At 53.3% G+C, this 14,034-nt stretch carries 17 protein-coding genes; 16 read left to right on the top strand and 1 reads right to left on the bottom strand.

Going from position 1 to position 14,034, the window contains the following annotated elements; translation table 11 throughout:
• From VFG09_10440 to VFG09_10370, 15 genes are all read left to right on the top strand, one after another.
• Nucleotides 1-321: hypothetical protein (locus tag VFG09_10440; GenBank protein HET6515567.1), on the top strand; the 321-nt coding region annotated here is incomplete at its 5' end.
• A 14-nt stretch (nucleotides 322-335) separates the two neighbouring features.
• Complete coding sequence (locus VFG09_10435; GenBank protein HET6515566.1) at nucleotides 336-911, top strand: hypothetical protein; 576 nt, start codon at nucleotides 336-338, stop codon at nucleotides 909-911.
• 9 nt (nucleotides 912-920) lie between these two features.
• Nucleotides 921-2,393 (top strand): alpha-amylase family glycosyl hydrolase, encoded by a 1,473-nt coding sequence (locus VFG09_10430; protein HET6515565.1) that lies wholly within the window; start codon nucleotides 921-923, stop codon nucleotides 2,391-2,393.
• Nucleotides 2,394-2,412: 19 nt separating this feature from the next.
• A complete protein-coding gene (locus tag VFG09_10425; GenBank protein HET6515564.1) occupies nucleotides 2,413-3,501 on the top strand; it encodes a hypothetical protein in 1,089 nt (362 codons plus the stop codon).
• Between the two features lie 92 nt (nucleotides 3,502-3,593).
• Nucleotides 3,594-4,085, top strand: coding sequence for a hypothetical protein (locus tag VFG09_10420; protein ID HET6515563.1), 492 nt, complete (start codon nucleotides 3,594-3,596; stop codon nucleotides 4,083-4,085).
• Nucleotides 4,086-4,109: 24 nt separating this feature from the next.
• A complete protein-coding gene (locus VFG09_10415) occupies nucleotides 4,110-4,664 on the top strand; it encodes a YSC84-related protein (protein HET6515562.1) in 555 nt (184 codons plus the stop codon).
• 207 nt (nucleotides 4,665-4,871) lie between these two features.
• On the top strand, nucleotides 4,872-5,474 hold the full coding sequence (locus VFG09_10410; GenBank protein ID HET6515561.1) for a hypothetical protein: 603 nt from the start codon (nucleotides 4,872-4,874) through the stop codon (nucleotides 5,472-5,474).
• Between the two features lie 227 nt (nucleotides 5,475-5,701).
• Entirely contained in the window at nucleotides 5,702-7,687 is a 1,986-nt protein-coding gene (locus tag VFG09_10405) for a sigma 54-interacting transcriptional regulator (GenBank protein ID HET6515560.1), read from the top strand.
• A gap of 229 nt (nucleotides 7,688-7,916) precedes the next feature.
• Complete coding sequence (locus VFG09_10400; GenBank protein ID HET6515559.1) at nucleotides 7,917-9,131, top strand: DUF3300 domain-containing protein; 1,215 nt, start codon at nucleotides 7,917-7,919, stop codon at nucleotides 9,129-9,131.
• Between the two features lie 2 nt (nucleotides 9,132-9,133).
• Nucleotides 9,134-10,168, top strand: a complete 1,035-nt coding sequence (locus VFG09_10395; GenBank protein ID HET6515558.1) for a DUF2950 domain-containing protein — start codon at nucleotides 9,134-9,136, stop codon at nucleotides 10,166-10,168.
• Between the two features lie 39 nt (nucleotides 10,169-10,207).
• Nucleotides 10,208-10,627, top strand: a complete 420-nt coding sequence (locus VFG09_10390) for a cysteine rich repeat-containing protein (protein HET6515557.1) — start codon at nucleotides 10,208-10,210, stop codon at nucleotides 10,625-10,627.
• Nucleotides 10,628-10,787: 160 nt separating this feature from the next.
• Nucleotides 10,788-11,606, top strand: a complete 819-nt coding sequence (locus VFG09_10385) for a MipA/OmpV family protein (protein HET6515556.1) — start codon at nucleotides 10,788-10,790, stop codon at nucleotides 11,604-11,606.
• A 123-nt stretch (nucleotides 11,607-11,729) separates the two neighbouring features.
• Nucleotides 11,730-12,524 (top strand): transporter substrate-binding domain-containing protein, encoded by a 795-nt coding sequence (locus tag VFG09_10380; protein HET6515555.1) that lies wholly within the window; start codon nucleotides 11,730-11,732, stop codon nucleotides 12,522-12,524.
• Nucleotides 12,525-12,526: 2 nt separating this feature from the next.
• The gene (locus tag VFG09_10375; GenBank protein HET6515554.1) at nucleotides 12,527-12,685 is read left to right on the top strand and encodes a hypothetical protein; all 159 of its coding nucleotides are present in this window, start codon (nucleotides 12,527-12,529) and stop codon (nucleotides 12,683-12,685) included.
• Between the two features lie 5 nt (nucleotides 12,686-12,690).
• Nucleotides 12,691-12,906 (top strand): heavy-metal-associated domain-containing protein, encoded by a 216-nt coding sequence (locus VFG09_10370; GenBank protein HET6515553.1) that lies wholly within the window; start codon nucleotides 12,691-12,693, stop codon nucleotides 12,904-12,906.
• 10 nt (nucleotides 12,907-12,916) lie between these two features.
• Here the strand turns inward: VFG09_10370 and VFG09_10365 are convergent, their stop codons facing one another.
• Entirely contained in the window at nucleotides 12,917-13,111 is a 195-nt protein-coding gene (locus VFG09_10365) for a hypothetical protein (protein HET6515552.1), read from the bottom strand.
• Nucleotides 13,112-13,162: 51 nt separating this feature from the next.
• Between VFG09_10365 and VFG09_10360 the strand changes: the two genes are divergently transcribed.
• A partial coding sequence (locus VFG09_10360; protein HET6515551.1) for a patatin-like phospholipase family protein occupies nucleotides 13,163-14,034 on the top strand: 872 nt, incomplete at its 3' end.

Below are 14,034 nucleotides of genomic sequence, written 5' to 3'. Positions count from 1 at the left end.
ATTCGCAACAGCCGACTTGATCCCGAGTGGGCTCAGGTGGATCGCCGGACGCTGACCATTGCCGGGCGGGCCGTCTCCTCCTTGATTCACACGCAGGGTATTGGCGACCTCTATCGGATCTATTTGACTGCCCAGAAGGATGGTCTTGATTACAATCTGGCTTACATACCCAAGAGCTTCAACGTGCCGAAGAAGGAGGATTTCGATACGGCATACATGCGTGAGCTCTTTGATGTGGGATACAACATGGCGGTGAAGGGGTATCCGTGGCAAAAGACGCCGCCATATTTTCAGCCATCCGGAAGCACTGATTCAAAGTGACTGAGATGAGCAACATGACCGAAAAAATAAGAGGATTGAAAGATAAAGTCGTTCTCGAAATGATCGCCTATTGGATAAATGTACTTTATCTGACCCTTGTTTTTGCGGTATTTACGTCGTATCGAAGATTAATACTGGCTCATTATTACATCAGCTATACGCATTGGGGGATCAGCCTGATCAAGGCCTTGGTCCTCGCCAAAGTCATTATGATCGGAGGTCTCTTTCACTTTTGGCGCAGTCTCGATAACAAGCCTTTAATTTTGCCCACCCTCTCTAAGGCTTTTGCCTTCACCTTGTGGGTCGTGCTCTTTGCAGCTGTCGAGTCGGCCATACGAGGATTTCTGCACGGGAAGGGCCTGGATGGAATGTTGGACCACCTTCTGAGTGAAGGCAGTCATGAATTTTTTGCAAAGTGTCTGGTGGTGTTTGTCGCCTTTATACCCTTCTTTGCCACCAAAGAATTAGGGAGGGTGCTGGGCAAGGGCAAAATGTGGGAACTTTTTTTCAGGAAAGGACCTGCCGCGGCAGTTGATCTTGGAAGAAGGAATTATGAAACCGATGAAACAGGCCAAGGATCGGAAATCTGAGGTGATGAAATGAAACCATGGTCGAAGCATCCGCTCATCTACGAGATCAATACGTGGGTATGGCTTAATGAATTAAGCCTGAAACACAACAGGTCCGTTACGCTTGCCACAGTGCCTCCTGAGGAATGGGCCTCCCTATTTTCCATCGGCGTTGATGCCATATGGTTCATGGGTGTATGGGAGCGGAGTCCTAAGGGGATTCAGGTCGCCCTCAACAATGAAGGGCTCATGTCGGAATTCCGGCGGGTCCTTCCCGATCTTCAGACTCAAGACATTGTCGGCTCCCCATACTGTGTGCGGAGGTATGTGGTCGACGACCGTCTCGGTGGCCCTGGGGGGCTCGCAGCTGCGCGGAACATTCTCAGGGAACGGGGCCTGAGGCTTATCCTTGACTTTGTGCCGAACCACGTTGCGCCTGATCACCCCTGGGTCAAAGAACATCCAAAGTATTTTGTCCGTGGAAATGCCGATGACGTGAGGAGGGAACCGGCATCGTTTCTTGAAGCAGGAGGGAACATCTTTGCATGCGGCAAGGACCCCTATTTTCCTGCGTGGCCTGATGTGCTTCAGTTGAACGCCTTTGATTGCGACCTGCGTCAGGCAATCATCGATACCGTTTCTGTTATCGCCGGACAATGTGACGGCATCCGCTGCGACATGGCGATGCTTGTCATGAACAATATTTTCGAACGCACCTGGGGGTCTCGCGCAGGACAGAGACCCGACCACGACTATTGGCCCACGGTTACAAATGCCATCAAATGGAGATATCCGGAGTTCAGGTTCATCGCCGAGGCCTACTGGGACCTCGAGTGGGAACTGCAACAGCAGGGGTTTGATTTTTGCTACGACAAGAGACTCTATGACCGTATGGAGCACGCCGAGAGTGTCCGGATGCACCTTCTGGCAGACCTTGCCTATCAGGAGAAACTGGTCCGTTTCATCGAGAACCATGATGAGCCCCGCGCAGCTTCAATATTCTCCCCCCAGCAGGAGCGTGCCGCCGCCGTGACCATCGCCACGATTCCGGGCGCAAAACTTTTTCATGAAGGGCAGTTCGAGGGAAGGAAGGTGAGGTTGCCCGTCTTCCTCGGTCGCTCTCCTGTCGAGCCTGTCGATGCCGACCTCCAGTCTTTCTACCGCAGGCTGCTCAAGGCAGCTTCTGTCGAAGGCCTCCGTGAAGGGAGGTGGCAGCTCTGCGAGCGGAACGGTTGGCCCGATAATGCAAGCTATCAGAACCTCGTCGCCTGGTGCTGGCGCAATGGCGGGGAGCGTTATTTGATCGTCGTGAATCTCTCTGATTTAGCCTCGCAGGGGCAGGTAGCGCTGCCCTGGGATGAATTGAAGGGAAAGACGTGGCGCCTTACCGATGTTCTGTCGGACGAAACCTTCGACAGGAACGGGGACGAGATGTTCGGTCCCGGTCTGTACGTTGACCTTGGACCGTGGAAATACCATTTCTTCCGTCTCAATCCTTTGTGAAATCCCGGAGGAGAAGAATATGGATTCGATCAAGAGGTTGATGTCTGTTTTCCTTTCGGTTGGTCTGCTGGTCCTTTCGGGCTGTACGAGTATTGGGCCTCACACCGTTGGCCGCGACCGTTTCGACTACACCGGGGCGCTCGGGGACTCCTGGAAGGAGCAGATGCTCATCAACGCGGTGAAGCTGCGGTATGGCGACACGCCTGTCTTTCTCGATGTAGCCTCTGTCATAAGTCAGTACCAGTTGGCAGCGCAGGTGAATGCAGGGTTTACCTGGGTCCACCCTGTGACTTCGGTCGCAACAAACTCACAATCCGTGGGAGGTCTTGCGCAGTACGTCGAACGCCCTACCATCACCTATACGCCTCTCAGCGGAGAGAAGTTTGCCCGGAGCCTCATGAAACCGATCCCGCCGCCCGCCATATTGAGCCTGATCCAGGCCGGCTACCCGATAGATCTCATCCTCAGGATCTGCGTACACACGGTCAACGGTGTCAGGAACCGGTACGGGGGATCGGCGCGCGCTCGCGCTGCTGACCCCGAGTTCTATCCGCTCCTGGAGAGGATGCGGAGGATCCAGGACTCGGGCGCCATAGGGCTGAGGGTCCAGAAAACAGACGAGATGGAAGGGGTGGTGATGAGCTTTAGAGGGAAAGTCGATCCAGCGGTGCAGGAGGACATACTCTTCGTCCGGAAAACGTTGGGGCTCGACCCATCTGCAAGTGACATCAGCGTTGTCTATGGTTCAGTCGCAAAAGACGATAAAGAGCTCGCCCTGCTGACGCGGTCGATACTTGAGATCATCATCGATCTTGCGTCGTATATCGATGTGCCGTCTGCGCATGTTGAGGAGAAGCGGGTGAACCCGACGATGGCCGGGGAGACGGTGAATGGTGTCCCTGTCCCTCCGCTCATAAGAATCCATAGTTCAACCGACAAACCGGCAGACGCCTTCATTGCGGTCCCCTATCGTTACCATTGGTTCTGGATCGATGACCGCGACTATCGTTCGAAGGCGCTCTTTTCATTCCTTATGTTCATCTTTTCCCTTACCGAAACAGGAGGCGCCAAGGAGGGCGCTCCGATCATCACGGTCCCGACGGGATAGGATAAGCCTTATGGGAATCAAGAGCTGGAATCAAGAAAAAGAATGAAGCTAGAGACGTTTCAAATGTTGTGCACTACGAAAGGAGGAATCATATGAGAAACAAAAGCAGGGCAGTAGTCGTCTTGATGGTAGTGTCGATGATCGTGGTTGTTGCTTCTCATGCGCTTGGGCAGGAGAAAAAGGCGGATAACATGCAGATCGTCCTTGAGAAGGTACGCGCCGACAAGAAGCATCTCGTCGCGGAAAACATACAACTGACCGAGTCCGAGGCCAAGGCCTTCTGGCCGGTCTATGAACAGTATCAGGATGAACTGTTTCTTCTGCGCACACGCACCATAAAACTGATCAATGACTACGCTGATGCATACGGCAAGATGACCGACGATACTGCGAAGAGGCTGCTTAACGAGTACATGACGATCGAGACTCTGGGGCTGAAGCTCCGCACGGCCTATCTTCCGAAGTTCCGCAAAGTCTTGTCTCCTGTGAAGACTGCACGCTACTACCAGATCGAGAATAAGATCCAGGCCGTTCTGTATTATGAGCTCGCCCAGAAAATACCGCTCATGAAAGCGGCAGAATAGTGATAAGAAAGGGAGGATAGGACGATGAAATACTTTCATTTGACTGCTGTGGTGTTGACACTTCTTGTGACGTGCACATTTGTTTGTCCGGCCCCCGTTGCGGCGGCGTCGGCGGCGGAGATTAACCGTGATGTCAAGAGTGCTCTGGATAAGCTCTATGCAAAGTCAGCTACGGCCAGGGCACTTGGTGAAAAGGCAAAGGGCATCCTTGTCTTCCCCGGGATCGTGAAGGGTGGTTTTATTGTGGGAGGCCAATACGGTGAGGGCGCGCTCATCGAGGGAGGGAAGATAGCCGGGTATTACAACACAGTTCAGGCTTCGTATGGGTTACAGGCGGGAATCCAGAAATTCGGCTATGCGCTCTTTTTTATGACCGACTCGGCGCTGAAATGGATCGACAAAAGTGACGGGTGGGAGCTTGGCGTAGGCCCGACCATCGTGGTTGTGGACATAGGTGCAGCCAAGTCTATGTCAACGACCACATTGCAATCGGAAATCTATGCAATGTTCTTCGACCAGAAGGGACTGATGGCCGGCCTTGGCTTGCAGGGCACGAAAATTACGAGGATAGAGAAATAAGCGTGACAGGACCGGGACAGGCAAGAGTTGTGGTGCTCTTCGCAGACCTTGAATAAACAGTAATGTCGCACACAAAGGGAAAGTCAGACGTGTAGACGCCAACCGTTCCGAACGAGGCAGTCTTTGTGCAACAGAAAGGTATTATGAAGGTATGCTATACAGAAACGGAAGGACACAGAAAAACCTGAATAAGAGAGGACGAAGAGTATGAGAATTCCCCTGAAATGCAGCTTCTTCATCGCCTTTTTGCTGACAATGATGACGACTTCCTGCGCCTCAATCAAGACCGTGAATGTCTGGAAGGATGAGACAAGCAATGAGCGGCTTCAAAAAGTCCTCGTCATTGCCGCTGCTCAAGTTGATTTCATGCAGGAGCATTTCGAGAATGTCCTTTCTGAGCGTCTGGCATCCAGGGGTGTTGAAGCGGTGCCGGGCAACAAGGTCTTTTCTCAGTCCGGCGCGAAACTTGAGCGGGAGGCTATACTGGCAAAGGTCAGGGAGTTGGGTATCAGGAACGTCCTGGTTGCGCGGCCGATCAGCAAGGAAGAGACCTCACAACTCTATCCCGGCGGGATCTACACGGTGCCGCTAGACTATCGTGACGGATGGTTTCGCTTCTATTCCTATGAACCTGGTTCAGCCTATGATGCTGAGTTTTTTACGATTGTTACCAACGTGTATGAGGTGAAGGGCGAAAAGCTTATCTGGTCTTACCTTTCCAGGGTGAAAGTCGAGAACTCTCGGGAGGGAACGATCAACCCCTTCATTGACGTGCTCATGAAGCAACTGCAAGAGAGCAAGCTCCTTTAGGGCACACTGAGCGTAGTTGAAGAAAGGCGTTGATGAGATTGCGCAGCCAGCGTGGCCACAAAGGGCTATTCTCTTGGCGAGAAGCGGATGCCGATCCGCGGGAGGCAACGAATGAATAATTTGTGCTTGTTAAACTTGACATAGTGGACATTATCCCCTAAGGTTTAGTTATAGGTGAAGGTTCCATGAGAGAACCGGAAGATCACGCTGCTTAAAAGGAAGAAGTGATGCACGATGTTCTGGCAGACATCCCGGACCTGCAAGAAAGCAAGGTTGAAGGGGAGGACCGACACCAGTTCGAAATGCTGCTGGCCGAAACCTCGACTCGATTGATCAATCTCTCAGCCGGTCAGCTGGATGGCGAGATCCGCGACACTTTGCATCGCGTTTGCGAGCAGCTTGACTTCGATCGTTCTACGCTTTGGCTGATGTCCGAGAAGGATATGGGAACCATGCAACTGGAACACTTCTATGACAGAGGAGGCCGGGAAGTCCCGATGCAACTGGATGCAAGAAAACTTTTTCCCTGGGCAATCAATAAGGTTCTCGCAGGAGAAGTCCTCGCCATCTCAAGGTTATCTGATCTGCCTCAGGAAGCGGCCCGTGACAAGGAGAGTTGGCGCGGGTATGACACAAAGTCCACCTTGGTGATTCCTTTGGTAACGGGTGGCTCGGTTTTCGGGGCTCTGACTTTCGCTGTTTTCCGACAAGAGAGGGAATGGGTGGAGCCCCTCGTGAGCCGCCTCAAGCTTGTGGCGCAAATCTTTGCCAATGCCTTTGCCCGAAAACGCTCTGAAGAGTACCTGCGCGAAAGCCTGGCACGTCTGAGCCTTGCTGCAGATTCTGCGAATGCGGCCCTGTGGACCTTGGACATGGATTCGGGTCAGATATGGACCATAGAAAAAGCCCGGAGGTTGCTCGGCCTTGCCTCAAACAGGGAACTGACTTTAAAGGTCTTCCTCAGTAACATCCACCCCCAGGACCGCGCCCGGATTCACGACAAGATGCAAAGGGCCATCCGGAAGAAGGAGGACTTCAGCGACGAATACCGAATCGTCGAGCCCGATGGAAGCGTCCGTTGGATGGCAGCCCGCGGCCGGTCGCACCATAACGGCTCAGGCGAACCTGTCCGGTTAATGGGAGCATCGTTGGACATCACCGAACGCAAGCAGATTGAGGAAGAGCTGAGCGAGCGCCTTCAGGAAATTGAGCAACTCAAAAAACACCTTGAGGATGAGAACGTCCATCTTCAACAGGAAGTCAAGCAGTTGAGTGAGCAGACGGCGATCATTGGACAAAGCGCAGCCATGAAAAAGGTCCTGCTACAGGCCTCGCAGGTTGCGCGGACTGACACCACGGTCCTCATATTGGGTGAAACGGGAACGGGAAAGGAAATGCTGGCGCGGGCAATCCACAGCATGAGCGTCCGAAAAGACCGTTCCCTTGTTACCGTCAACTGTGCTGCTCTTCCGCCCACGCTCATCGAAAGCGAACTCTTTGGGCGGGAGAAGGGCGCCTTTACTGGCGCCCTCACGAGGATGGCAGGCCGGTTCGAGGTTGCCGACGGTTCCACAATCTTTCTTGACGAAATCGGTGAACTTCCCTCTGAGCTTCAGGCCAAGCTGCTCAGGGTGATTGAGGAAGGCGCATTCGAGAGACTGGGCTCAACAAAAGCGGTCCACGTTGACGTCCGCATTATCGCGGCCACCAACAGGGACCTTGCCCGGGAGGTTGAGGGGGGGCGGTTCAGAAATGATCTCTTTTACCGTCTGAATGTCTTCCCCATTCTGATACCGCCCCTCCGTGAACGTCCGGAGGACATCCCTCTCATGGTATGGGCCTTTGTTACTGAATTTCAGAAGAAGATGGGAAAACGGATCGATAAGATCCCGAAGAAGACCATGGATGTTCTCCGGTCTTACGTATGGCCGGGCAACGGCCGGGAGCTCAGGAATGTCATCGAACGCGCCATGATAGTCAGCAGGGGGAAAACAGTGGAAGTTTTTTTGCCTGAAGCTCCCGGGGTTGTAACCTCAGGAGAACATAGTGTGACCCTCCAGGACATAGAGCGCAGACACATTCTGAGTGTACTGGAGAAAACATCCTGGCATGTTACCGGTAAGGGCGGGGCTGCTGAGATCCTTGGTCTGAAAGGTACGACGCTGCAATCGAAGATGAAGAAACTCGGTATCAATCGGCCGACTACATCATGAAGGACATATTAACGAAATATCGGTGGTCTTGCCGAAATATCGGCAAAGAGCTATTTCTTGCGGTCTTTTTTTGATACTGATTCTGCTAGAAAACCCTTGTATTAAAGGTAGGTTAGTGCGATAAACACGAGACATCCTGGTGATGGCAGGAGGCTTGCTTTATCAAAATGGGCACGAGCGCCGTTTGAAGGAAGTACGAAGGGTGGAGAATTTGGAAAATGGAGGAGTTATGACAAAGAGTATTATGCGTATAGTGAGTATTCTTATGATTTTTGCTCTGATCGCTCCCTTCGATCCGATAACGTCGGGGGCTGCGGCGCAGGAGGCGGCAAAACCGGTATTTTCACCGGAAGAACTGGAACAGGTCCTCGCACCGATCGCGCTCTATCCCGACTCCCTGCTTACCCAGGTGCTGATGGCTTCCACCTATCCGCTTGAGGTTGTGCAGGCTGACCGCTGGGCAAAGCAGAACAAGGATATGAAGGGTGATGCATTGGCAAAGGCCCTTGAAGCTCAGTCCTGGGACCCGAGCGTCAAGTCCCTGGTGAATTTTCCGCAGGTGCTGACCATGATGAGCGAAAAGCTCGACTGGACGCAGAAACTTGGCGATGCATTCCTCGCCCAGCAAAAGGATGTCTTGGACACGGTCCAGAAGCTTCGGGCAAAGGCACAGGCCGCGGGCAACCTGAAGACAACCAAAGAGCAGGTCGTTAAGGTCGAGCAAGAAGTCATCATCATCGAACCTGCCAGCCCACAGGTCATCTATGTGCCGGCCTATAACCCGACTGTCGTTTACGGCACATGGGCATATCCGGCCTATCCGCCATATCCGGTCTATCCGCCGGGATATGTGGCAGGCGCTGCCTTTGTTACAGGCGTTGCCCTCGGCGCTGCATGGGGCTACGCATGGGGCCATTCAGACTGGCACGGTGGCGATGTCAATGTCAACGTCAACCGGAATGCCAATTTCAACAACAACATTAACCGCGGGAAGTACGCGACCCAATATCAGGGGAGAGGTCAGGCTGGCCAGGGCCGATGGCAGCATGACGCGAGCCACCGGGGCGGAGTCGCTTACAGGGACCAGGGGACTGCGCAGAAGTATAACCGGGCATCAACGAACCAGGCGGTCCAGTCCCGAGAAAACTACCGTGGACGTGCCGAGGCAGGCAGGCAGGACATTGCCCGCGGAGGCGCTGACCAATTCAAGGGTCAGCGCGGCGGTCAGCAACCCCGGGCCGGGACCACAGGAGCCGGAGGCCGGGACTATTCCGGCCAGAAGAGCAACGCCCTGTCAGGCATGGACCGGGGTGGAAGCGCCACACGTGATATGAGCAACCGAGGCAGTTCAAGCAGACAGAGCATGTCATCGGGCAGTCGCGGCGGAGGAGGCGGGGGAGGATCCCGTGGTGGCGGAGGTGGTCGAGGCGGAGGCAGGAGGTAGTCATGAAAAGAGACCATGTATCAATAGATGGATATTCAAGGGAGACGAAAATGATCCTACCGGAAATGAGTGATAAGAAACGCTCTGAGTCTTACGGGCTCCGGCTTCTCGCGCTGGTTGTTGCGGTCATGATCTCTGTCTTTGCAGGGATTGCGGCTGATGCAGGGGCAAGACAGAAACAGAAGGGCTTCCCTTCCGCCGAAGAGGCGGTGAAGGCCTTTATGGAGGCAATCAAATCGAACAACGACAAGGAGGTAATGTCGATCTTCGGCCCCGGCGCGAAGGCGCTGATTTACTCTGGAGACCCCGTGAGCGACAAGCAGCGGCGGGAAACTTTTATCAGCGATTATGACAAGAAGAACAGCCTTGTCCAGGAAGGGGGAAAGATGGTCCTTATTGTCGGGGAAAAGGACTGGCCCTTTCCTATCCCTCTGGTAAAGAAGGGAGAACAGTGGTTTTACGATACCAAAGCCGGCAAGGAGGAGATACTGAACCGCCGTATCGGAGAGAACGAGCTGGACACGATCCAGACGATGCTTGCCATCGTCGATGCCCAGCGTGAGTACGCGATAAAAGACCGCGACAACAATGCCCTCCTCGAATATGCCCAGAAGTTCAGGAGCGATCCGGGAAAGAAGAACGGACTGTACTGGGAGACGAAGGAGGAGGAGGAACCGAGCCCCCTTGGCGACTTGGTAGCAAAGGCCAGGGCTGCGGGATACAGTGGACAGAAGGCGAACAAAGAAAGACACGTCCCTTACCATGGCTATTATTACCGCATGCTAAAGGCCCAGGGCAAGAACGCACCCGATGGAGCGTACGATTATGTGGTGAACGGACACATGATAGGGGGATTTGCGGTGGTGGCCTTTCCTGCGAAATACGGCAATTCCGGTGTCATGACCTTCATCGTGAACCACGACGGCGTTGTGTACCAGAAGGATCTCGGAAAGAATACGACAAAGATTGCCGAGGCCATGGAGAAGTTTGATCCTGACCCGACTTGGAGCAAGGTCAAGGAAACTTCTATGCCTTAAGGAGAGTAAAATAACGGATACATGAACAAGGAGGAAGTCATGAAGAAAATACTCATCTGTCTTGTTGTCGTTGGCTGTATGCAGTTCATTGGTGGTTGGGCTTTTGCTGCTGAGAAGGGTCCTGTCGAGACCTTTGCGGAGGGCTGCCAGAAGGAGATCGATACCTACTGCAAGGACGTTATTCCGGGGAAGGGCCGCGTGCTTGCATGTCTCTATGCGCGCCAGGACAAGCTGTCAGCACGCTGCGAATACGCGATATACGATGCGGCTGCCCAGCTCGAACGCATCGTGGCAGCCCTCACGTATCTCGCAAATGAGTGCAGGGACGATCTGAAGACCTATTGTTCCGGCGTTAAATCGGGAGAGGGTCGACTTCTCCAGTGCATCGAGAAGAAAAAGGAAAAGGTCTCCTCACGGTGCAGGCAGGCAATGAAGGATGTGAACCTCGAGAAGGAATAATAACCTCATGGTGGTCTTAGAAGGAAAGATTGAACGAGGTGAGCAGAGGCGTATTTATTTTTGGTGACAAGGAGGTGATGATAATTGCTGTGAACATGACCCATGACTCATGGGTCTTTCTCAATGTTATAAAACAGGAGCAGAGAAAGGAAAAGACATTATGCGAAGATTCATTCTTGGATGTTCTGTTGCATTGGTTTCGCTTTTTGTCGCAGTTGCTGCTCATGCAGCCGGCATGGATAGCGCCATTCCCGTTGAAGACAGCATACCAAACATCGTCGGCGTGGCTGTAGGCGGAGCGCCTGACTATATGGGATCGAACGACTACAGATTTGTGGCGGCGCCTTTCTTGAAATACACTTTTGAGGGGGAGCGTTATGTGCAGTTGCTGGCCACGGAGTTGAACGTAAACCTCTTGAATCATCCGATCCTCCGCTTCGGGCCTTCGCTGAATTACCGTTTCGGCCGCAAGGACAGTGTTGAGGATGAAGTGGTAAAACAGATGACGGAGCTGAAAGGCGCGGTAGAAGCAGGAGCTTTTGTCGGCGCTGTTTTCAGAGAAAAAGACCCCCGTCAGCGCTTGGTCCTGAACCTTGATTTTCTCCAGGACGTGACAGGCCATTCCAAGGGGTATATCCTGACCCTGTCCGGCCGTTATTGGTATCCGATAAGCAGACCGATCGATCTTTCTCTCGGCGTGAGCACCAGCTATGCGAGTCGCAACTGGATGGAGTACTACTTCGGCGTCAATGCCAATAACGTCGGCACATCGGGACTTCCCTTTTATGATGCCTCGAGCGGCTTAAGGGATGTGAGTTTCTCACCGACCATGGTCTATCATCTCAGCAGGTCATGGCATCTTGCAGCGGGGGCACGTTACCAGTACCTGACGGGTCCTGCGAACAACAGCCCTGTGGTAGCCCTCAGGGGATCATCGAGTCAGTGGTTGTTCGGGGTTGGAGGAGCCTACAGCTGGTAAGAGACTGTCCGACTATGGGCCATAACATTCGGGACTGCTTTGAGGGAATACCCCTTAAAGCAGTCTCCATTTTCTGCCTGTTGGCTGCGGGCTTGCATCGATAACGAGGAAGGGAGTAATACTATGATTGACAAAAGTCTGAGGCTCGCTTTCGCTATTCTTATTACCTTCTTTATCGGAGTCCTTGCGGGTCCGAATGACTCCCCGGCTGCTGAGGGGACTCCGGTAATGCCTCTGCTTGTCGGCGTCACTCCCGATTCACCGCCTATGATCTTCAGACAACAGGGGGCGATCGCGGGACTCGAGGCGGATCTTGCGCGCATGCTTGCCGGAGAACTCGGCATGCCGCTTCGGTTTGTCGAGCTTCCCTGGGACCGGCTGATGCCTTCCCTTCTCGATGGGGAGATCGATATCATCATGTCAGGGATGACCATAACGGAAGCAAGAAAAGTCAGGATCGCCTTTACCGACTACTATCTCAAGAGCGGTCTCGTCGTTGCCATGCGTGCCGGTGATTTTTCGAAGTACAATTCCCTTGAGAGAATCAAGGAAAAGTTCCCGACAGTGGGTGTCATCAAGAACACGACGGGTGAGGCCTATGCGAGAAAGAATTTTCCGCCTGCGATGAGGATCATTCCCTTACAGGGCTTGAGTGACGCCGCCATTGAACTCAAACAGCGAAGGATCGATATCTTTGTCCATGATGCACCTGCCGTCGTATGGCTCGTCTCTGAAAATGAAGCCTCGATGAGAGGACTCTGGAAACCCCTGAACGAGGAATACCTCGGCTGGGGCATCAGACGGGATGACGGGGCGCTGCTCGCGCGGGTAAATGCGGTCCTTGCAGGGTGGAAGCAGAACGGAACGCTGAAGAGCGTCATTACGAGGTGGCTCCCGTACTGGAAAGATCTTGAGTAGTCGTGACGGCCGGTGCTTTGGCGTTACCGGACGACGTCAACCACAGAAGACCGATCAGGCCGGCCGTTGCTGTTGACTACGATGTCGGCGATAGGCAGAATAGAGTTCTGGAGGGAAGGGCGGCATTGAAGAAAAAACTGGAGCGACTTGCCTGGGGATGACAGATATGAAGAGCATTTCGATAGCTGTGCAAAAGGAATTCTGTGAGGAATGTTCCATGGCCCTGCGACGATTCCTCGGGAAGATGGACGGAGTGAATTCCATAGAGACCGGCAGAGGAGAGATTGCCATTGAATTCGATGAGGCGAAACTCATGGAGGAGGATCTCCTGAGGCTGACGAGAGAGAGTATCGAAAAGCTCGGATACAAAATAGAGAGCTAGCAATAATCCCTTAACAGTAACCCATGCGGGGGTCCATGAGTTCTTCCATCCTTTTGCATATGAGGCAGTCCCCTTCTTCCTTTGTTCCGTCGTCCCAGTAAAGAACCCTGATCCCGCAGTTGCCGCACACGGGGCAGAGGATATAATAGGACTCGCCAAGACCCTTTTCGATGCTGAACCAGATCGTCGAATCGCTGTAAAACATATTTTATACTACCATGGTATAGTATGGGACGTATCACGAGAGGATAGGCAGATGCTCCGCCATAGCATAACAACCATTCTCATTATTCTTATCTTGACAACGGCATCTTGCGCGCCGAAAGAGGTCAAGCCGCCTCAGCGGCCTGCAAGGGTAGCCGTGGTCCTTGGCGCCGGCGTATCCAGGGGGTTTGCCCACATCGGCGTCTTAAAGGTCCTCGAAGCAAACAAAATCCCCATCCATATGGTAGTGGGCACAAGCGTAGGGAGTCTTGTCGGCGGCCTTTATGCCTATGGTTTCGATGCTTTTCAGTTGCAGAAGATCTCTTTTGAGATCGAAAAGACGGACATTGTCGACGTGACCGTTCCCGACAACGGGTTTATCAAAGGGGAGAAGCTTGAGGAGTATGTAAACAGGATGCTGAAGAACACGCCCATTGAAAGACTGAGGATCCCTTTTTACGCAGTGGCGACAGATATCCAGAATGGCAGCGAAGTGGTTTTCGGGAGAGGCAATACCGGCACGGCAGTGAGGGCAAGTTGCTCAATCCCGGGCATCTTCAGACCGGTAAAGATAGACAACAAGATGTATGTCGACGGCGGTGTTGTCAGTCCTGTTGCGGTCGATGCGGCAAAGAGACTTGGCGCCGATGTTGTCATCGCTGTGGATATCTCATCGAGCCTTGGCGAGGCCCAGCCCGAAGGCACCGTGGACACGATCCTCCAGGCTATTACGATCATGTATTCAAAACTCGCAAGTATGCAGCTGTCGAGGGCTGACATTGTGATACGGCCGAAGGTGGGCTCCATAGCGGCAGGGGATTTTTCGAAGAGGCATGAGGCGATTCTCGAGGGCGAAGAGGCTGCGACTGAGGCGCTCCCCTCGATCAGGGGTATAATCGAGAGGCTGAGGCTCGAAGGCAGATT

It is taken from the genome of Thermodesulfovibrionales bacterium (assembly GCA_035686305.1).
GTDB lineage: Bacteria > Nitrospirota > Thermodesulfovibrionia > Thermodesulfovibrionales > UBA9159 > DASRZP01.
The sequence above is the reverse complement of the archived record's forward strand: the minus strand, read 5'-3'. Positions and strand labels throughout refer to the sequence as shown.

What these genes read in the sequence shown, in the direction of transcription:
- VFG09_10425 (HET6515564.1), top strand. Translation starts at nt 2,413, where the DNA reads ATGGATTCGATCAAGAGGTTGATGTCTGTTTTCCTTTCGGTTGGTCTG.
- VFG09_10390 (HET6515557.1), top strand. Translation starts at nt 10,208, where the DNA reads ATGAAGAAAATACTCATCTGTCTTGTTGTCGTTGGCTGTATGCAGTTC.
- VFG09_10365 (HET6515552.1), bottom strand. Translation starts at nt 13,111, where the DNA reads ATGTTTTACAGCGATTCGACGATCTGGTTCAGCATCGAAAAGGGTCTT.
- VFG09_10430 (HET6515565.1), top strand. Translation starts at nt 921, where the DNA reads ATGAAACCATGGTCGAAGCATCCGCTCATCTACGAGATCAATACGTGG.
- VFG09_10395 (HET6515558.1), top strand. Translation starts at nt 9,134, where the DNA reads ATGAAAAGAGACCATGTATCAATAGATGGATATTCAAGGGAGACGAAA.
- VFG09_10370 (HET6515553.1), top strand. Translation starts at nt 12,691, where the DNA reads ATGAAGAGCATTTCGATAGCTGTGCAAAAGGAATTCTGTGAGGAATGT.
- VFG09_10405 (HET6515560.1), top strand. Translation starts at nt 5,702, where the DNA reads ATGCACGATGTTCTGGCAGACATCCCGGACCTGCAAGAAAGCAAGGTT.
- VFG09_10435 (HET6515566.1), top strand. Translation starts at nt 336, where the DNA reads ATGACCGAAAAAATAAGAGGATTGAAAGATAAAGTCGTTCTCGAAATG.
- VFG09_10420 (HET6515563.1), top strand. Translation starts at nt 3,594, where the DNA reads ATGAGAAACAAAAGCAGGGCAGTAGTCGTCTTGATGGTAGTGTCGATG.
- VFG09_10415 (HET6515562.1), top strand. Translation starts at nt 4,110, where the DNA reads ATGAAATACTTTCATTTGACTGCTGTGGTGTTGACACTTCTTGTGACG.
- VFG09_10400 (HET6515559.1), top strand. Translation starts at nt 7,917, where the DNA reads ATGACAAAGAGTATTATGCGTATAGTGAGTATTCTTATGATTTTTGCT.
- VFG09_10380 (HET6515555.1), top strand. Translation starts at nt 11,730, where the DNA reads ATGATTGACAAAAGTCTGAGGCTCGCTTTCGCTATTCTTATTACCTTC.
- VFG09_10410 (HET6515561.1), top strand. Translation starts at nt 4,872, where the DNA reads ATGAGAATTCCCCTGAAATGCAGCTTCTTCATCGCCTTTTTGCTGACA.
- VFG09_10385 (HET6515556.1), top strand. Translation starts at nt 10,788, where the DNA reads ATGCGAAGATTCATTCTTGGATGTTCTGTTGCATTGGTTTCGCTTTTT.